We start from the raw sequence: 18,640 nt of genomic DNA, 5'->3' as shown, positions 1-18,640 counted from the left end.
GAATTTGCCAGAAGCTGTACGACGTATGACTGACCAAAAGCTAACACTAAGCTGCCATCAGACCACCAGCATCGCCTGCGATACCGACTATGCAATCATCGCCGGTCTGAATGCGATTTGCCGGGCTTTCCCCTCCGAGTTCCAGTTTGGGTGAGGTTAACCAGAACGCGCATTGCCACGGGGTCATTTCACGTGGCAGAGCTTTCAACACTTTTTCCATCAAAGGAAGCGGGGTTCCATCCTGAGCAAACTGGAAAGATGGATAGGCGTTGGCTCCTTTGTAAGGCAAAGAAAGTACCTTCCCGGTTCGTGTCCAGATGTCGGCTATCCGCGTGATCTGCCAAGAGCCCTTCTGCCATTGTGCGTGCACGCCGGCATCGTCCAGCAACGGATACTCACGCGCAAAATCATCCATCCGGATGTCATTGACCGCGCAACAATGCCCCTCGAAATTATGCAAATACATCTATTTACTCACTGAACTCACTAACAACTCATGAAACGATACTGCCAAAAAATCGTTCTAGCCAAAGTTAAGAAGTTCACATTGGGCAAACTTAACATCAGCTAACCTCGCTTTTTTAACCTAGCGCGCTGAAATTATTGTTGGTTTGCTTACAATGGCCCGCCGTACTGATGCTCGTAAAACCAGTTCTGAATTCGTGGCTTTGTTACTCATTGGAGTAGTAATCCTCACAAGCTGAGGGCATTGGCCATGGATCTACCGAACCAATCTCTGGTTTGTGAGTGATCAACATCAACGCATTGGACAAAGCCACAAGTCAATCTGTCCAGTGTAGGAAACTAGTGCTGAGGATGGCCTCTCTTTTCTACGATCTCGATCCTCTTCGTCTGACACTCCCGCAAAAAGACAAAAGGTCCTGATCCTAAGACTGGCGTGACGCCAAGCGCGACGGGAAGGTTTTGTATTTCTACCGACCTAAATTCCTTTCTCTGGTCACAATACGGACTGACCATTCCAAAAATTCTTTACCGCCACCTTGAATTTCTGGACCGACCATTCCACATCCTGCTCATGAGCAAAGAAACTCACGCATTTGGCGACATCAAATCACCCGCAGGCCCGGGTAGGCCTCGCGCCTTTGACGAAGCTGAGGCTTTGGAAAAAGCCTTGTGCGTTTTTTGGCACAAGGGCTACGAGACCGCTTCTGTGGATGATCTGACCAAGGCCATGGGTTTGAGCCGGTCCAGCTTCTATGGAACGTTCGGCAACAAGCAGGCTTTGTTTCACAAAGCTCTCAGGCACTATTCAAGGCGTGGTTTAAAAAATCTGCGTGACGTTGCAGATGCGGGCGGAAATGACCCCGTTGGTGCGATAATGGAAGCTTTGGCGAACCCGCAAGGCGGGCGTGACGGCTGCATGCTCATCAACTGCCTGACGGAACTTGCCCCGCAGGATGATGAAGTGGCGGGTCTCGGGCGACGCCATTTGGAGAGTATTGACGAAATTATTGCGGGAGCGCTTGAGCCTTCTGATCCGGGTCTGGCTCTCGACAAAGCGCGCGCTTATGCCTCCCTTGCAATCGGCACGTTGGCATTGCGCAAGGCGGGCGTTCCCGCTGAGCAGATATCGCAAACCCTGAAACAAGCCCGGTTGGTGATTTCGCCCTAAGGCCTCCCGCCACCATAAGGAAATGAAACCTAACACAAATTCAAACAAGAGACAGTGACCCTAATATTGGACTAAATAGTCCAAATTTATCTGAACGAAGTAGACCAAAGAAGGAAGCAGCAATGGCTGATGAAAAACTGTTCTCCGGCATCAAGGCTGGTGCAATCGAGCTGAAAAACCGCGTTGTCATGGCGCCACTGACCCGCAACCGGGCAAGAGCCGAGGATGACAGCGTCCATGAATTGCAGGCCCAGTACTACGCGCAGCGGGCGGGTGCTGGTCTGATCATCACGGAAGCTTCGCAAATCTCGCCCCAAGGCAAAGGCTATGCCTGGACGCCCGGCATATATTCCGAAGCACAGATCGACGGCTGGAAAAAAGTGAGTGAGGCAGTCCATGCTGAGGGCGGCAAGATTGTGATCCAGCTTTGGCATGTGGGCCGGATTTCGCATTACAGCTTGCAGCAGGATGGTGGCGCCCCTGTTGCGCCATCCGCAATTGGCGCTAAGGCCAAAACCTTTGATGGTGAGCAGTTTGTTGAAACATCTGAGCCGCGGGCTCTGGGTATTGAAGAAATTGCAGGCCTTGTCGCCGACTACCGGCAGGCCGCAGAAAACGCCAAGAGAGCCGGATTTGACGGTGTCGAGGTCCATGCAGCCAATGGATATCTGATCGATCAATTCCTTAGGGACGGATCCAACAAGCGTGAAGACGAATACGGCGGTCCTGTCGAGAATAGAGCGCGGTTCCTGAAAGAGGTCATGGACGCAGTTGTCGACGTGTGGGGCGCTGAACGCGTTGGTGTCCGCCTCAGCCCGTTCTCGGACGCCAACAACATTTCCGACAGCGACCCACAGGCGACATTCTCACATGCGATCAAATTGCTGAATAGCTATGGGTTGGCCTATCTCCATCTCGTAGAAGGACAGACCGGCGGCCCGCGCGATATTCCGGAAGGTGGCGATCTGAAGGCGCTCTATGAATTGTTTGACGGTGCGAAAATGGGCAACAACGCTTATGACCGAGAAATGGCGGTTGAAGCGGTTGAAACCGGAGCCGTCGATCTGGTGGCCTTTGGCCGGCCGTTTATTTCCAACCCTGATCTTGTCAACCGGTTGGAGAAAGGCGCCGCTCTGAATGAACTCGATCCAACTACCCTCTACGGCGGCAATGAAAAAGGGTACACCGATTACCCGGCACTAGCAGAGGAAGCGGTTGCCGCAGAGTAATACATCGCTCTTAACTCCGTGGTGACAGGCAATACCAAGCGAAGTGAGCGCGCGGGTTGGGGCGCGCTCACCTAGCGGTTACGGCAATATCCATTCTTGAAGCGGGGAGGTTTGATATACAATCCGTCAACTCAGTTGACATATAGCAATTCCATCCATATATGCCGAGTATAAGACATTCTTTGGAGGAAGCTCCATGAAGTGGCGAACACTGATCGAGAACCAGATCCACAAAGCACAAGCCGGAGGGCAGTTGGAAAACCTTAAGGGTGAGGGGAAGCCTTTGCCACAGCGCGACGCCGGAAACATCGTTTCAGCTGGTTTCGGGATCATGGCGGAAGCGGGTGTATTGCCAAACGAAATCGTTTTGAAGAAAGCGGTGGAGGAGCAACGGAAAGTAATTCGAGAAACCACGGATCTTACTGCAAGGAAAAAAGAAATGCGTAAATTGGCAGACTTGCAATTGCGCCTCTCCATCGAACAAGAAGCCCGTCAAAAATTCTACAAAACGACGTAACCGGCGGGAACCTAGATCGTATTGGACCAAAAAATAATATGTGACTGTCAGACAAAGCCCGTATGGCTCCAGTGATAAAACGCAGACCAGGTAATACCCAGATGAATTCAGCAGACCTCGGATTTTCGTTCAATCAATCCAAGAACGGCGACGTCTCCATAACTCACAATGGCAAGCGGGCGGCGACGCTCCGGAAAGAAAAGGCTGAGTGGTTTCTTGAGGACATGAGCAACCTGAACTTCGAGGGTCAGCAACAGGAAATGGCTCGCTTGACAGGAAACTACCGGAGGGGAAACGAGCGAACCGCCAAGCAGCATCCACGCAATCGATAGCGCGTTTGTGGCGCTGCATTTGAATATCGACCCCCCCGAGTTCGCCGGGTCGGCATGAAAACCATTAAGCCTGTCATTTGATGAAAAAGCTCATGTCTCGCATACTTGCCTCATTGTTGGTTGCAGGGGCTATTTCTGTTGCAGCGTCCTGGTTCATCAATATGCCTTCCAAGGAAATGTTGGGAACCTGGGTTGCTCCTGACTACGGCCAAGTAATGCGCATTACGAGACTGCGTGCCGAAGTGTATAGAACAACAGCTGTCAGTTGCTTTCGAGAGTATGCATTTCCAGCGCATTTGGGTCTGGTGAAACTTATTGCGGGCGCCTCAATAGAGCGCCGAAATGACATGCTGGAACTTAGCGTTGATGGCGTCTTAGAGCCAATCCGACACACTCGTTCCGAGTTTCCCTCTGAATGTGCCGAACCTGATCATATCGACCAGAGGAGGAAGCCTGCAACGAAACGATCTCCATTGCAGGCGCCTACAATCTGAATTGGTATTGGTCTCGAAGATCCTAGCGGGTTCAAGGTTAGAATTGATATGACACACCGAGAAGGAGCGTGGTTACGTCTACATCTACGTCCGCACCCGATGACTCAAAATCAAAGCTATCCCGGAGAAGTTCAGCATTAAGAATAATACTCTCTGTCGCTTTGTAGCCCACGCCAAGCCCGTAAGTCACACCGCTTTCGTTCTTGCCATCAAGATCAATGTTTGAGTAGCCCAAAACACCATAAATCATGGCTGCGCCCACGGCGTATCCCGCTTTGAGTTTCAAGCGCGTCGTGTCCATGTCTTTTGATGGACCAAAGGCAGAAAATTCAGCGGTGCTATAACTAAGTTCACTTCCGACAATCCAGTTGTTTGCCAGGCTATAGTTGTAGCCGAGTTGCAACCCATAGACGGCTGAATGGTCGCTTAACTTGGCTGAGCCACTTGAAAGGTCACCGTCGGCAGCGCCAAAATGAATGCCTGCGTATACCCCGGCCCAATCGTCATCTGCCGTCGCGATACTGGGCGCGATCATCACAGCCACGACCGATGCGATCATTACTGATGTATTTCTCATGTCTTCTTCTTTCTTGTCTTGGCACGACGTGTCGTCGTGCGCTTTTGGTGGTCAAAATGTTTGTGAGGGTTGTTGGCGCAAGCGCCCTTCGGATTGGCCCAGCTTCAGGCAACACTGATCTGTAACGGGTCGAAACCCGCAAGAATGCAGCACCATTTCTGCGTAGTTGAACTGGAGTTAAATTGCCTGAACTAAGCGGAAGTGGCTTTTACTCTAGAGCTCTATCTTCGTTGCATCTTGTCAAAGCAGCGACATCGCCCTGCTCAATCAAATGCAGGTTTTTTGCGATCTTCTCCGGAGTCCAATACCACCAGGCGATCTCGAGGAGTTTAGAAATTTCCGGCGGTTCAAACCGCATCCGAATGACCTTTGCCGGGTTTCCAGCAACGACTGCAAAGTCTGGTATTTTGCCACGAACCACTGCCCTTGCAGCAACGACTACACCACATCCAAGTTCTGCACCGGGCATCAACACGGCTTCTCTGCCTATCCAGCAATCGTGACCAATTTTGGTGTCTCGACCTCTTGGCAAAGAATCCCGGTAGCCTCCTATCCGTTCACGATAAAAGACGGCGAATGGAAATGTTGAGATACCCGTCATCGGATGATTAGCAGTAGCAGTAATGAACTGCACACCCTGAGCAATTTGACAGAAACGACCAATATTTAACCTCTCCGGTGCTCCCGGATATAGGTAAGGTGCCAAGGTTTCAGCATAGTCGTCCGGCAGGTTGCGATCATTGTAGTATGTCCAGTCACCGACATCGATATTTGGATGATCTATGACCTCCGACAAAAACACTGTCGCGGGATCATGAGTGCCATCCGGAAACACAAGCGGGTTCCGGGATCTTGGATCTGGCAGTGTTACACGCTTATCATCAGGCATCAGTTGGTTCCGCCGCTGGAGTTTTGGGGCCGTGTCGGGTACATAGGTCGCTAGAATAATATTGTCAACTCAGTTGACGAATAATGCAAAGGAAGCCCGCAAATGGCAACTGACACCGACAAAATGTCACCTGCTGAGATGCTGTATGCCGGGATACAGTTGACGCGGCCTTTGCTGCGCAACATCACTGCGCGGGTTGAAGCAGACCTGGACGGCACAGGCATTAGTGTCGGAGAGCGTGCCATTCTTGAGGTTTTGTTGGCGGTTCAACAGGCAACAGCGCCTGAAATTACTCAGATTTTACAGGTAAAGCGACAGCTGGTCGGGCGCTTGCTAAAAGATCTTGTTGCACGGGGGCTCCTAAAAAGTATCCCAAATCCTCAGCACCGAACCTCCAATTTCTATCGCCTCACAGAACAGAGCAAAGCGGTGATCGAAACTATACGCGCGACCGAGATGGCTCGTATGGCGCAGTTTGTTGAACGTTTCACAGAAGAGGAAATCCGTGCCTACTTCGAAGTTCAGAGCACAATCAACGACGTCATGATTTCGGGGTATGGCGAAATCGACACTTCAGATTGATCTGATCAGAAGGATGCCAGGACTAAACACCTGGCATGGGGCGCATCTTTACTTCACAGTTTGCCGGTTGGAATCCAGGCAAAGCTCGAATGGCAATAGCAAGAAGCATGCCTTGATCGATTGGCAAATTAACGACGCCAATACACATCCAACTAATCACCATCGACTTGTCGTTCGACGAGTGGACGAAAACACTCGAGTCGATGAGAGGGGTTTCTGGCTCATCGTAACCGCCAAGGAGTGGAGATGAGAAAGGAACCCGGAACCAAGCAGGGTCACGGCGAGAAGGTCGCAAAAGACATCCGCCGCGCGAAGCCCAATCCACTAGGGGACGCCTCGGCGTTTTCACAAATTAAATCAAGACCAAAGCGCAGAATTACGACAATCTGCACTCGGTTTGGGAGGCACTCGATAGCTCACTTAACCCCAAACAGATAAAATAACCTACCTGAAATTCTCTCCAAAATTCGTCCGTCCGCAAAACCGGACGGTTTGGCGAAGATACGCAAACGATGCTAGGGTCGGCAACAAAGGGGCGCTGTATGGAACGAAAGCTAGTGGCCATACTTGCGGCGGACGTCGTCGGTTATTCACGGATGATGCGGGATGATGAGGAAGCCACGCTTGCGACGCTCGCCACCTGTAGGACGATCATTGACGGTTTGGTTGAATCCGCCGGCGGGCGAATATTTGGCAGCGCTGGCGACAGCGTATTGGCAGAGTTTCATAGCTCTGTCGCCGCCGTCCGAACCGCGCTGAAGATTCAGCACCGCCTGACCACACAGAACGCTGACTTGTCTGAAAGCTCACGAATGGTCTTCCGGATTGGGGTTAATCTGGGCGATGTGGTCAGCGACGGAGACAATCTTCTTGGTGATGGAGTGAACGTCGCCGCCCGGCTCGAAACGTTGGCGCCACCTGGCGGCATTTGCATTTCCCGCCAGGTGGCCGAGCAAATCGCTGGAAAGCTGGATGAAGGTTTCGCCAGTGCGGGGCTGAAAGGTCTGAAAAACATACCTACACTACTAGAGGTTTTTGTATGGCCGGCTACAGCTGCCCGGTCCATTCGAACGCAACCGAAATACGGCCGCTGGGCAGCTGCAATTGCCTTGGTTGCAACACTTGCGATTGCGGCGTTTTGGTATAGCCATACATTGCCAAGCGCTTCGAAGCTTCCAACAGGTGCTCGGATCGCGCTGGTGCCTTTCAAAAATCTCAGCGCTGAGCCCGGTGACACATATTTCAGCGATGGGCTGAGCCGGGATATCAATGCCTTGCTTGCCAGGTTTTCCAACCTTTTTGTCATCGCGCCCGAAGCTATGTTGGCCTTCCGTGACGACACAGGCTGCGAAAATCTGCGTGAAAAGCTTGGTGCAGACTTTATCCTGCGAGGTACGGTGCAACGCTCGGCCGATCAGCTTCGGGTCACGACCACTCTGACCGATGCAAAAAGCTGCCGTCAGTTAACATCGCCTGGACCCTTCGATGTCGACTTGAATGCGGAACGGTTGCTTGAAGTCCAACTCGACATTGCCCGCAAGGTTGCGTCGGCCATTGGGTCCAGCGATGCGCCGCTGTTCAAATCAGCCATTGCACAGGAGATCAGGAATAAGGCGCCAGACAGTCTTGATGCTTATGAATGCGTGTTCTTGTCGTTTTGGTTCTATCAAACATTCACCATTGAGGATCATCGAATTGCACGCGATTGTCTGCTGCGCACGGTTGAGACAGAGCCTGATTACTCACTGGCTTGGTCACGGCTCGCTTACAATTACTTGGAATCAAAAAAGCGCCAAATGGATACACCGCCGGACTGGTCTGAGAAGGCGCTCCGAGCCGCCAACAACGCTCTCGACGCCGACCGGGACAACCCGGATGCGTATTATGCATTGGCAATCCATAGCCGTATGGTCGGGGAGAGCACAGATATCTTCCGAAACTACGCGCAACGCGCAATCGAGCTCAATCCTAACGACTCATGGATTTTGGCCGATTTGGGGATATTTTTGGCATATTCAGGAGAATGGGAGGCCGGTGAAGCCTGGATCACCCGGGCGCGGGAACTCAATCCCCAGCTTCATCCAGGTTATGGCAATGCTTTTCACCTTCATGCAATCGTGCGGGGCGACTACGATGAAGCTTTGGCTGTAATAGCCGGCATGGGCGGCGCGCGTCGCCCCATGAACATGACATCCACCGCCGCGGCTTTGGCCTTAAATGGCGAATTGGATGCAGCGAGAGATTTGGCCAATGAGCTACGCAAGGATTTTCCTGACGCAGTCAAGGACCCACTGGCCCCGTTCCGTGCGCGCGACATGCCCAAGGACCTGATCGACAAACTACAAAATGGGCTCAAGCTTGCAGGGCTGGACGCTTGAATTGCGTATGAGACTTGTACCGTCGACCTCTTGGAACGAGTTTCCATTATATGACGCAGCTTTCGCCAAGCGTCTTGACCCATAGGTGTGGTTCAGGAAGCGTCCGCCCGTAAACCGGAATAGGCAACGTATGTGATCTGTAGAAACTTGGTCCAGATTTGTCGATCCGGCAGGTTTGGGTCTTTTCCATCTCGAAAAAACTACCCATAGAAAAATTCTGAGTGTGGCTGAAAGGGTATGAGAGATCATTCTTTCAGACACAATCAAATGGCTGAGTGAGCATATTGACATTGATCAAGCTGTGAGCCGTGCGATGAAGTAGGATGATTGCGTCGCATTACGCAACCGAACTTCCGTGACAAGAATGATAGCTCAATCCCCACCTTGGGTTCGCCCGGTCGCAATAATCGCTGCACTCTTTGGTCTCCTGACCATTTTTTCCGGGGGGATGGTATTGTTTGGCGGCTCAGCCGCAAAATCCGCAGCCGGGGACACGGTGCCAATAGTGCTTTGGTTCAATTTCCTCGCGGGGTTCGTTTATGTTGTTGGTGCTGTCGCACTTTATAAATCCGCAGTATGGGCGCGGCGAATTGCTTGGGCAATCGGCATTTGCACAGCTCTCGTGTTCTTGGTTTTGGTAACAATGGCGCTTGGTGGAACGCCCTTTGAGTGGCGAACTGTTGGAGCGATGACCATACGCTCGGGATTCTGGCTGGCTATTGCAATTGCGCTTTCCAGGGGCGCTTGAAACCAGTAGCGTTTCTAAGAACATGCCATTTTGTCTTGTGATGACTGACCTCGACGCCAATTCGACGGTACTACGCAACTTCTAGACCCAGCTAAAGACCGCTAAGCTGTTCGCGATTGGAGGAAACGGGTTTGGCGCGCCTTCTGAAATCCGAAACGGTTGATCACTCAGTTGAAGTACGGCTCGACGACAGGCTTGCTCGTCGCAGTGAAGACAGTTTTGACGAAGCTGAACGAAACGGCCTCATGCTCGCCGCGAAGGTTCGAACCTTCGCGCTATGTATCGTTTTGCTCTGGGTTGCGGTCGACACACAAAGCCGCGGGATTAGCTTTCTCTACGATGTGTCCCAAGTTGCTGTATTCGCGATCCTAGGCATCATGCAATTCTATTTCGCGAAGTATAGCACGCACGCCAGGGTACTGAAATATGCCTTCGTGGCGGTCGACTGTGCTTTGCTGGCCCTCATCTCCAGTATTCAGAACCCTTTTACCGAGCACGACTTACCACCTGCGATCCTGATGAATGGAAGCCAGTTTACCTATTTCTATTTGTTCCTGATGCAGGCTGCATTCAGCTTCCGCCCAAGTCTGGTTCTCTGGTGTGGTCTATGTATTGTTGCTGCGCGCACAGGAATGCTGGTCTGGTTTGTGAACCAGCCCGGCGCCTTCACAAACCTTGATTTAACCGAGCGAACGATTGAGGATTTGTTGCTGGCTCGTTCTGATCCCAACTTCATTTTTCTTGGGTTTTGGGTGCAAGAAATACTCGTATGCTTGCTGGTGACCGCAGGCCTTGCAGCATTGGTACGCCGGTCACGTTGGCTCGTCGAAAGCCGAATTCGCTCGGAAAGGTCACGCACCAATCTTGCTCGCTATTTCTCGCCAAACGTCGTGGATCGTCTCGCGAGTTCTGAAGATAATTTGGGAGAAGCACGTGAACAAGAAGTCGCAGTCATGTTCGTCGATATCATTGGATTCACGACGATGTGCGAGAACGACACGCCTGCAGAGGTCGTTTCTTTCCTGCGAAGGTATCATGATCGTCTGGGTAAGGCAGTTTTTGAGAACGGCGGGACACTTGATAAGTATCTCGGCGACGGGCTTATGGCGACTTTCGGTACGCCGGAACCTGGTGGGCAAGATGCCAGAGACGCGCTTCAATGCGCATTTGACATGCTAGATTCATTGGATGATTGGAACCGCGAAAGAAAGGCTGCGGGGCTTCCTCAGGTGCGTATCGGGATTGGTATCCACTACGGGCCTGTTGTTTCTGGTGACATCGGAAATCAACGTCGCCTCGAATACAGCGTTATTGGTGACACAGTGAACGTCGCAAGCAGGCTTGAGCAACTTACGAGAACGCTTGAATGCTCATTGGTGGCCAGCGATTCCGTGATTCAGGCGATACATCCGACCGACGATCCTGGTAAATCATTGGTTGAAAAATTGGAGCCTGCCGGGGAGCATGTCTTAAGGGGCAGGCGTGGAAAGATAAGTGTCTGGGCCTATCTGCCAAAGTCATGACGTCGAGTGTCCGACCTTACTCGATAAGATGGAACAACTCGATTGCACCCGTAATGCCGCGGATATTATGGACACCGCATTTGGAAAAAGTTCTGGGGCGGCTTTTGCGATGGCGGTTGTCGTCAGCACTCTGTGTCCCACTGATTTGATTAAGCCTTCAATCCTACTCGCAACATTGACCGCACCACCCAATACTGTGAAATCGAGCCTGCCGGGGCTGCCAATATTGCCGTAGCTAACCTGCCCTATTGCTTTTGTGAGAAGCTTGTTTCTGTCAGGTAATCGGATCTCAGTGCCTGTTTGTTAAGTCATCTATAGACCCACCATCGCGTAGAAAATCGCTCCAGACCCATGCCATGCGATCCACAAACCATATCTTGCTGCCCGAGATCACAACAATGCCAAGGCATGTGAACCCCAGGTCGAACGCCCAAAGGCCGTAAGCAAACGGCAACAGACCCGTACCACTGGCGAAGGCAAGCGCATTTGCGACGCGATTGTGATGAGCCGCGATCTTATCGCGGTTTCGCAACCAGACACGCTCGCCCAATACGCCTTGCGCTGCCCAACTGTCGAAGGTCTCGGGTTGCGAAAAAGCGCGTGGGTTGACCCAAACCCAGACCAGAACTGCCCCCACCGCGACCCATGCCCAGTGGTCTATCCATTCCCGACTCCAGATCGCTAAGGCTAGCAAAGGTAACGGTGTCAGCACGCGGGTCCAGACAGACCAGGGGTTTGCATGTCGCAGCCAAATCTCGTCTTTCATGCCCATGAGGCGTTCGGAAAATCGCGCTATGTCCATCTGTTCAACTCCAGGACCCACCACTCTGACAGAGGGAGTTTTGCCATTCAAAGCAGACTTCGACCGGAATACGAACCTGTCTTGCCAAATGCCTCGCAAAAAACTCACTATACGTTGAATTTCTTTGGGGGGACCTAGCCGGCAGTGTCCCCCGCTATTTTGAGAATCTCGAAGGGCTTCAGCTAGAACTTATAAGACACCCGAAGCGCGACAGAGTCTGCCGTGATGTCATCACCTGACGTGTCATATGTGTCTCGCAGGTATTCAAGACCAACCAATATCTTGTCGGTTGCGCGATAGGTCACACCAACACCCGCAGAATAGCCATCCTCGCTCTTGGATCCGCCATTGATGTTTGCGTAGCCAACCACGCCGTAAAGGTATGTCCGGCCAAATACGTGCCCACCTTTGAACTTCAGGCGTACAGTATCGACTTTTTCGGCTTTCCCTCCTGCCGCAACCTCAGCGCCCGCGTCATAAGTAAGTTCACTGCCGATTACGTAGCCGTCAAAATCGTGAAGATAACCAGCGTGAAGGCCCAGAGTTGCATTCCCATTGTCGTTGGAGCCCTCGGAGACATCGATTGTTGAGAGCTGCAAACCTGCATTGAAGCCGGTCCAGCTTTCATCTGCCAAGGACAGGGTCGGCATCATGGCTGCCAGTGTGATCATTGTGATAGTTTTCATTTTAAGGTCCATTCTGTTGTTCGTTTGGACAAGGCACCCGGTCGCTGGCCATGCTTGATGCACCAGCGCGAGTGATCGTCTGTTATTGGGCGAATTGAAGTCTCCGCTTTCCGGTTTCAGTTCAGCGGTGATCCAAAGTCGTGATTAGAGGATGGGTTTGGGTTTGCTGGTCATTTGAAGCAGTTTTCCAGATTGGTCATATCGGGCGGTGACCAGTACCCGGCGCGCATGTGCCACCTCCAGCGGGCCACCAACAACTTCCCAAAGCCCGAAGGTAAATAGATCCAGTGTTCCGTGGCCTGCCGCACGGGCCAAGTTTGGTTTTGTCCTGGGCTCAACATCATAAACAGCCACCCAATCTCCATTGGCTTGTTGCTGCAAATCCTCGGGTGAGCCCAACTGGCGTTCAACATTGAACCGGGTGGCCTCCTGGCTAACGACGCTCAGATCAGGGCCATCACTGCCGGTCGCTGCCATGTTGGCGGCACATCCGCTCAGAGTGGCACCACAGGTTAGCGCGACGAACACTGAACGCACATACTGAGCTGAGGAGGCAATGCGTTGAATTGAGAACCTTCGATTTCGACTTGCATCAAAGGAGACCGGGTTTTTCGAACCGGGGAATTTATGGCGTCTTCTCATAGTCTTTCCATATCTTGATTGATTTGTGTGTTGTTTTGGCAAAACGAACCACTCAGATGCATTTCAGAACTGGAACGGATTGCTGTTTGGCCTGGCTGCTTGTCAGCCTCGAAGTTGATGACAATTCGGCCTCTTGTCCGATGGGACATCAGAGTTTTGATGGCGGCCTGAATTTCAAGCAGATCGAATGGAATTTCCGCCTCGATAGGTGATCGAATTTTGTGTTTCGCGATGCTCAGCATTGCTGCATAGGCGTTGTGCCGTGGTAAGGACGCGACAAATTGATACCGAGGGCCCCAGACCCTTGAGGCAATGCTTCGCCAAACGATGTGACCAACGCCCAGAAGTAACTCGATCCAGGACAGTTTACGTTCACCAATGTGGCGAACCGGTCCAACGATAGTGATGAATCGGCCTTTGCGTTTCAATGTGCGGTAGGCTGCGGTCTCGACCTCTCGGCCACCTACCAGATCAAAGACTTTGTCATAGGTGCTCCTGCCTTGTGCGCCAAAGTCTGTGTGCTTGTAGTCGATTGTGTCATCAGCACCCAAAGCGTTCACCAGACCAGCGTTGGCACCACTGCAAACGCCGGTGACATGTGCGCCCTTGGATTTAAGAAACTGGACCATCAGTGATCCAATGGCACCTGATGCTCCCACGACCAGACAATGTTCACCCACCTCGACTTGTGCGATTTTGATCGCCCCCCAGGCCACGCATCCGGAAAGCGTCGCCGCTGCCGCTTCGACGTGAGACAATGTCGGAGGTTTGAGCATCACGTAGTTCTGCTCCACGCATCTGTAGGTTGCCCACGACCCGGAATCGCCACGCTCATTTGGAATGACTATGACTTCGTCTCCGACTTTAAATCGTGTCACCTCCCGCCCAACCGCAACAACGACACCTGATACCGAGGACCCCATAAGGTAGGGGGAAGCAGCGGATACATCTTTGGGTCCAAAGAACCGACCCAAGGCCGTGCCTTGGGCTGCATAAACCTCGTCCACGTGCATTGAAGAGGCGACCAACTGAATGGCAACTTGATGGCGCGACGGCCTTGGCACTGGTGCAGTCACCAGTTGCAATACATCCGCGACACCACCGACTACCGGAGTGTCCGTAATGGCGATTGCCGTCATCTTGTCAGACGCGCGGTAGACTGCTGAAAGAGTTCTAGGATTGCCCAAAATGTTTGTCTCCCAAAAGCTTTGAATCAATTGGTGTAAAGCTGTTTTGAGGGTTTCACATTCAAGTGCGTTCGAGCCGAAGTTTGCATGACATCCCAAGGGGGCAGATAATTCGTGACAAGAATCCCGAGCAATTCGCGAATGCCCGTCAAACGCGACGTTCTACGCAACTCGGATGGTGGAATGTATCCACAGACAAGAGCATTCATGGCATTCAATCCTGTGTAGTTCGCGCAATTCAACCGGGACCGCGAAGCGTCATGGCTTGCGGATTTGGGCTGCGTAAACGCATCGTTTAATTAAGGTTGGCAGGTGATTTACATTGCCCTGCCAAGTGAGTCGGAGTATAAACAGACCATGGGTCTGTAGTTACAAACCGCTGGTCGGTTTTCAAGAGGAAAATGAATGAAATCTACAAAACGTAAGAACATGCAGCCCGAGGAACGTCGCGCTCAGTTATTGGGATGTGCTCAGATCTTGTTCTTTTCCAAAGGGTTCGAAGACACAACCGTACAGGATGTGTTGGATTTGGCCGGTGTTTCGAAAGGTGGATTTTATCATCACTTCAAATCCAAGGACGAGCTGTTGTTCGGTGTCTTGGATGGAATGGCAGAGGGTGTCTTTTCGCAGATGGACCTCGTCGCCTCTGACGAGACGTCCTCTGCGCTTGAACTGCTACGTAGCTTTATCCACCTGCGGGCAAACTACCTGCGCGAACATGACTATCCTGGTCAGGTCGAATTCTTCAAAGTCATGAACCAGGATAAAAACCTAGTCCTGCTTGAACAGTTCAAACGCAGGGTCAGAACCGGTGCTATGCCGGTCCTGACCAGGATCATCCAGAAAGGCTGTGATGAGGGCACGTTTGCCGTCGCGGATATTGATACGGCCGCAGAGCTCATTTTGTTCCTGAGCACTTTTATGGACCTTGCCCTGTTGCGCGCGATTGAAGCGCGAGGAGCTGAGACGGCGGACCATGCTGCTGGTAAGTTGCAAGCCGCAATCGACATGCAGTTCTTAACAATCGACCGCATTTTGGGATTGCCAGATGGGACAACGGATTTCGGTTGGCCGGAAGCCGTAGACGTGACGATGGCAACTGAACCTCCACCGCCTCCTTCGACCAATTAGTGCGGTTGGGAATTAGACCAGACAGGTACGAGACCCATGGTAACAGTAGTTCTTTTGAATGGTGTTGGGAGCGTTGGAAAGAGCTCCATTGCAAAGGCACTTCAGGGCATAACCTCGCGACCGTTTTTGCACATTGAAATGGATGCATTCCTAGCAATGCTGCCAGAACGGCTTGAAGGTCATCCTGACGGGTTGAATTTCGAAAAGCGCATCGAGAACGGGAACGTGACCACCTTTGCGAGAACCGGACCCATTGCGAAACGCGCGTTGTCCGGAATGCGCCGGTCGGTGGCAGCAATGGCAGGCGCTGGTAACAACTTGATCGTCGACGAGGTGCTGTTTGGAAACACGGAATCTGGGTCAGCGAGCGCTGTATCCGAATATCAGGCCTTATTGGAGCCGTACAAGTTTCACATGGTCGGTGTCTTTGCATCCCTCGAAGTCCTGGAGGAAAGGGAAAGAAGGCGCGGAGACCGAAACATCGGGCTATCCAGATGGCAGTACAAGCGTGTCCATGAAGGGATGACTTATGATCTGTCGGTCAACACTGAAAACAAGTCCCCACTTGTATGCGCCGAGTTGATAAAGGCGCACTTGGGCTTATGATTTTTGCAGGTTTGCAACTTTAGCGCTGAATACGTCAGTATTTCCACCAGTGCGCGCGATCATCAGGGCCACGTTCAACTAACCCAATATCGCGGCGCATGTGGTCGGACAGAGGTGTCGTATTTTTTGAGTTTCCTCCTGCGCTACTTCCCTTTCGAACATCATCTGACTGATGCCAAAGTCGAAGCAGCTGACGAGCGCAAAACTCAATTATGCTGCGCGGGGCGCGGATCGTTTCGTTGTACATGTTTCAAGCTTTCACTTTCAGGTACACCTACAGCGTCCACGAAGTTGACGACGTGAACGAGGCGGCAATTTTGTTTCGAGTGACTCACAAGGTGAGAACGCGGTTAGGTCTTGGTGAGAGTCTAATTCCGTCAGATACAGACTGATGGTCGGTATATGTAGACCGCCGGTCGGTTTGTAAAGGGAAATTCACGCCTGATGAAGCCGTTTTTCGATATGACATTGACAATAGAGAAAAAAATAAGAGCCCGGTATCGATCAGAACTCTGGCAATCTCAATTCTACAACGTCACTGCCATCTTCCAATGAGGAAATCGTAGCTGCAATGCGTAAGATTCAAATCATACACCAGCAGTCAGTTGAGGAGAGGTTAACCCGTTACTGAATTGATGGACGTAAATCGTTGCTCTAGGTGGTTCATGCTTTCGAAAAAAGGGCCAGGGCCAAAGCTTACGCGTGCAACTCCGTGTTCAGATAACATTTCGACCGAGTTTAGGTCGCCCATCATCATAACATTAACTGGCAATGGAACAGCTTTGGTAAGCTCTTGAATTATTGCAACATCCGTCAACCCAGGAACAAAAAACCCATCTGCGCCAGCCTCTGCATAGACGCCAGCCCGTTCCAGTGCTTCAGTCAACAGGTCCGCGTGCGTGGCGGTATCTGATCCCAGAAACAAATCTGTTCGGGCATTTACGAAGAGGGGTAAATTTTCCGCGTTTGCCACCTCTCTGATTGCTCTGATCCGCTCTGCCTGAACCGTCATCGGATAAAGGCCTTCGCTTTGAACAAGCTGATCCTCAAAATTTATTCCAATGGTGCCGGCCTGAATAACCTTTCGAACGTTGGCTGCGACCTCATCGGGTTCGGTTGCGTATCCGCCCTCAAAATCGACAGTTACAGGTAGATCAACGGTCTGAACAATGCGTTCGATTATTCGCAGGAGGAAATCTAGGGGAATGGCTTCACCGTCAGCAAATCCATGAGCTGCGGCGACCGACCAGCTCCCGGTGGCGACGGCCCTGGCGCCGGCATCAGAAAGGGTTTTGGCTCCGCCCGCGTCCCAGATATTGTATAGGATCAAAGGTGCGCCTTTTTTATGTAACGCTTTAAAGATCTTTGCTTTTTCGGTTTGGTTCATGAATGTGTTTCCAGTTTATCGGGCAGGTACTGCCGCTCGATCTCAAGTAGTTTTTGTTTGCGCCACAATCCGCCACCGTACCCTGTCAAAGATCCATCGGCGCCGATGACACGGTGGCAAGGAATGACCACGGCAATTTGATTGGCACCGTTGGCGCGCGCGACAGCCCGTGTCGCAGTGGGGCGACCTATCGCCTTGGCGATATCGGAATAGCTGCGAGTTTGGCCAGCAGGTATGGTCTGAAGCTCTTGCCAAACAGAACGGGTAAATTCGGATCCATGTTGAGCCAACTGTGCTTGAAAGTTCGCTGACGTACCGGCGAAGAACGCGCGCAACTCGGCTTTGATCTGTTCGGACGTGTCTGTCTTGCCAATTCCGATCCGCCCTTTTGCAAACTTGTCCAATCTCGAGAGTTCCGTTCGGAGAGCCCTTCGGTCAAAAAACTCCAGCAGATGCAGCTCTGACCTACTCGTAACCGCCACCATGTCGCCTAATGTTGTTGGTATCCAATCTGCAAAAAGAATTGGATTGGCATCCATCCTGCCTGGTGCCTTGCCAATTAGTTTGGCGAAAGCTGTTCGAAACGCACTGGCGGATTCAAAACCCGCATCCAGTTGCGCTTCGATTACTTTTCCACCTTCAGCAATTGTTTCAAACCCTTCTCGCAACCTGCGTTGCCGAGCCATCTCAAGAAACGTCATTCCAAACTGGCGCTTGAAACTGCGCCGAATAGTAGATGGGTCGAACCCCATCCTCTGGACATCTGTTTCGCGCCAAGGATACTCGGGACGTTCATCCAGCGCTGCAAGCAACGCACCAATCGCAGGATCCGCAGAAGCCATAGGCTTGAGCGGATGACATCGTTTGCATGCGCGATAGCCCGCCTCAATACACTCGCTTACTGTTCCGTAGAATGTACAATTTTCAGCCTTAGGTTTGCGTGCCGGGCAAGTCAAACGGCAAAAGACACCCGTACTTGAAACACAGACGTAGACACGTCCGTCATAGTTGGGATTACGGTCCAGAAGAGCTTGGTACAGCGTGGAATGGTCGGGAAGGTCAAAAAGCATAAGAGCTTTTAACACGGCAAATAATGACTGCCGCCGAAATTCGGGCGTCTATTGTTCTTAGCAGAACTTGATGAGGCCGAAGACTAGGATGAAGGCGGTTCTGGGCAACAACTCGGCCGAATGGTTGCAGATATTTTGCGGCACACCCCTTCAATTCGTGCATTTGGCGGGTGCCGCGGTACGAACATGCGTTTCGTGAAGTAAATGGCGCTGAAAGTAGTGATGGG

At 51.9% G+C, this 18,640-nt stretch carries 19 protein-coding genes; 10 read left to right on the top strand and 9 right to left on the bottom strand.

From position 1 onward, the window contains the following. Positions 1-46: 46 nt before the first annotated feature. Entirely contained in the window at positions 47-415 is a 369-nt protein-coding gene (locus tag DHN12_RS21755; RefSeq protein ID WP_159090146.1) for a hypothetical protein, read from the bottom strand. A gap of 621 nt (positions 416-1,036) precedes the next feature. Here DHN12_RS21755 and DHN12_RS21750 point away from each other — a divergent pair. The 5 genes from DHN12_RS21750 (at position 1,037) to DHN12_RS21730 (ending at position 4,205) form a co-directional block, all read left to right on the top strand. Further along, positions 1,037-1,633 carry a TetR/AcrR family transcriptional regulator gene (locus tag DHN12_RS21750; RefSeq protein ID WP_058276468.1) on the top strand — a complete coding sequence of 199 codons (597 nt, stop codon included), beginning with the start codon at positions 1,037-1,039 and terminating at the stop codon, positions 1,631-1,633. 122 nt (positions 1,634-1,755) lie between these two features. Beyond that, positions 1,756-2,862, top strand: a complete 1,107-nt coding sequence (locus tag DHN12_RS21745) for an alkene reductase (protein WP_108862061.1) — start codon at positions 1,756-1,758, stop codon at positions 2,860-2,862. Positions 2,863-3,058: 196 nt separating this feature from the next. Then, positions 3,059-3,379 carry a DUF1992 domain-containing protein gene (locus tag DHN12_RS21740; protein WP_108862060.1) on the top strand — a complete coding sequence of 107 codons (321 nt, stop codon included), beginning with the start codon at positions 3,059-3,061 and terminating at the stop codon, positions 3,377-3,379. 101 nt (positions 3,380-3,480) lie between these two features. Continuing rightward, positions 3,481-3,711 carry a hypothetical protein gene (locus DHN12_RS21735; protein ID WP_058273062.1) on the top strand — a complete coding sequence of 77 codons (231 nt, stop codon included), beginning with the start codon at positions 3,481-3,483 and terminating at the stop codon, positions 3,709-3,711. 80 nt (positions 3,712-3,791) lie between these two features. Further along, a complete protein-coding gene (locus DHN12_RS21730) occupies positions 3,792-4,205 on the top strand; it encodes a hypothetical protein (protein WP_108862059.1) in 414 nt (137 codons plus the stop codon). A 37-nt stretch (positions 4,206-4,242) separates the two neighbouring features. Here the strand turns inward: DHN12_RS21730 and DHN12_RS21725 are convergent, their stop codons facing one another. Together DHN12_RS21725 and DHN12_RS21720 are read right to left on the bottom strand one after the other, a co-directional pair. Beyond that, positions 4,243-4,782 carry an outer membrane protein gene (locus DHN12_RS21725; RefSeq protein WP_108862058.1) on the bottom strand — a complete coding sequence of 180 codons (540 nt, stop codon included), beginning with the start codon at positions 4,780-4,782 and terminating at the stop codon, positions 4,243-4,245. Between the two features lie 208 nt (positions 4,783-4,990). Continuing rightward, positions 4,991-5,671 carry a CatB-related O-acetyltransferase gene (locus DHN12_RS21720; protein WP_108862057.1) on the bottom strand — a complete coding sequence of 227 codons (681 nt, stop codon included), beginning with the start codon at positions 5,669-5,671 and terminating at the stop codon, positions 4,991-4,993. Positions 5,672-5,773: 102 nt separating this feature from the next. Between DHN12_RS21720 and DHN12_RS21715 the strand changes: the two genes are divergently transcribed. From DHN12_RS21715 to DHN12_RS21700, 3 genes are all read left to right on the top strand, one after another. Beyond that, positions 5,774-6,253 (top strand): MarR family winged helix-turn-helix transcriptional regulator, encoded by a 480-nt coding sequence (locus tag DHN12_RS21715; RefSeq protein WP_108862056.1) that lies wholly within the window; start codon positions 5,774-5,776, stop codon positions 6,251-6,253. A 542-nt stretch (positions 6,254-6,795) separates the two neighbouring features. After that, positions 6,796-8,631 carry an adenylate/guanylate cyclase domain-containing protein gene (locus DHN12_RS21710; protein WP_159090144.1) on the top strand — a complete coding sequence of 612 codons (1,836 nt, stop codon included), beginning with the start codon at positions 6,796-6,798 and terminating at the stop codon, positions 8,629-8,631. Positions 8,632-9,510: 879 nt separating this feature from the next. Next, the gene (locus tag DHN12_RS21700) at positions 9,511-10,902 is read left to right on the top strand and encodes an adenylate/guanylate cyclase domain-containing protein (RefSeq protein ID WP_108862053.1); all 1,392 of its coding nucleotides are present in this window, start codon (positions 9,511-9,513) and stop codon (positions 10,900-10,902) included. 289 nt (positions 10,903-11,191) lie between these two features. On the opposite strand, the gene DHN12_RS21695 is transcribed toward DHN12_RS21700, so the two are convergent. The 4 genes from DHN12_RS21695 to DHN12_RS21680 form a co-directional block, all read right to left on the bottom strand. Next, complete coding sequence (locus DHN12_RS21695; RefSeq protein ID WP_234416742.1) at positions 11,192-11,668, bottom strand: DUF6653 family protein; 477 nt, start codon at positions 11,666-11,668, stop codon at positions 11,192-11,194. A gap of 218 nt (positions 11,669-11,886) precedes the next feature. Next, positions 11,887-12,390, bottom strand: a complete 504-nt coding sequence (locus tag DHN12_RS21690; protein WP_159090142.1) for an outer membrane protein — start codon at positions 12,388-12,390, stop codon at positions 11,887-11,889. A 144-nt stretch (positions 12,391-12,534) separates the two neighbouring features. Continuing rightward, positions 12,535-12,918 carry a hypothetical protein gene (locus tag DHN12_RS21685; RefSeq protein WP_159090141.1) on the bottom strand — a complete coding sequence of 128 codons (384 nt, stop codon included), beginning with the start codon at positions 12,916-12,918 and terminating at the stop codon, positions 12,535-12,537. Positions 12,919-13,028: 110 nt separating this feature from the next. Then, positions 13,029-14,171, bottom strand: coding sequence for an NAD(P)-dependent alcohol dehydrogenase (locus tag DHN12_RS21680; protein ID WP_108862049.1), 1,143 nt, complete (start codon positions 14,169-14,171; stop codon positions 13,029-13,031). A 453-nt stretch (positions 14,172-14,624) separates the two neighbouring features. Here DHN12_RS21680 and DHN12_RS21675 point away from each other — a divergent pair, with 453 nt between their 5' ends. Both DHN12_RS21675 and DHN12_RS21670 read left to right on the top strand, forming a co-directional pair. Further along, entirely contained in the window at positions 14,625-15,350 is a 726-nt protein-coding gene (locus DHN12_RS21675; RefSeq protein WP_108862048.1) for a TetR/AcrR family transcriptional regulator, read from the top strand. 36 nt (positions 15,351-15,386) lie between these two features. Then, positions 15,387-15,956, top strand: a complete 570-nt coding sequence (locus DHN12_RS21670; protein ID WP_108862047.1) for a chloramphenicol phosphotransferase CPT family protein — start codon at positions 15,387-15,389, stop codon at positions 15,954-15,956. Between the two features lie 616 nt (positions 15,957-16,572). Here DHN12_RS21670 and DHN12_RS21660 read toward each other — a convergent pair. Both DHN12_RS21660 and DHN12_RS21655 read right to left on the bottom strand, forming a co-directional pair. After that, the gene (locus DHN12_RS21660) at positions 16,573-17,343 is read right to left on the bottom strand and encodes an isocitrate lyase/phosphoenolpyruvate mutase family protein (RefSeq protein WP_108862045.1); all 771 of its coding nucleotides are present in this window, start codon (positions 17,341-17,343) and stop codon (positions 16,573-16,575) included. Beyond that, positions 17,340-18,413 (bottom strand): bifunctional transcriptional activator/DNA repair enzyme AdaA, encoded by a 1,074-nt coding sequence (locus DHN12_RS21655; RefSeq protein WP_108862044.1) that lies wholly within the window; start codon positions 18,411-18,413, stop codon positions 17,340-17,342. The genes DHN12_RS21660 and DHN12_RS21655 overlap by 4 nt, the downstream gene beginning before the upstream one ends. Between the last annotated feature and the right edge of the window lie 227 nt (positions 18,414-18,640).

The organism is Ruegeria sp. Alg231-54, assembly GCF_900143525.1.
GTDB lineage: Bacteria > Pseudomonadota > Alphaproteobacteria > Rhodobacterales > Rhodobacteraceae > Ruegeria.
The sequence above is the reverse complement of the archived record's forward strand: the minus strand, read 5'-3'. Positions and strand labels throughout refer to the sequence as shown.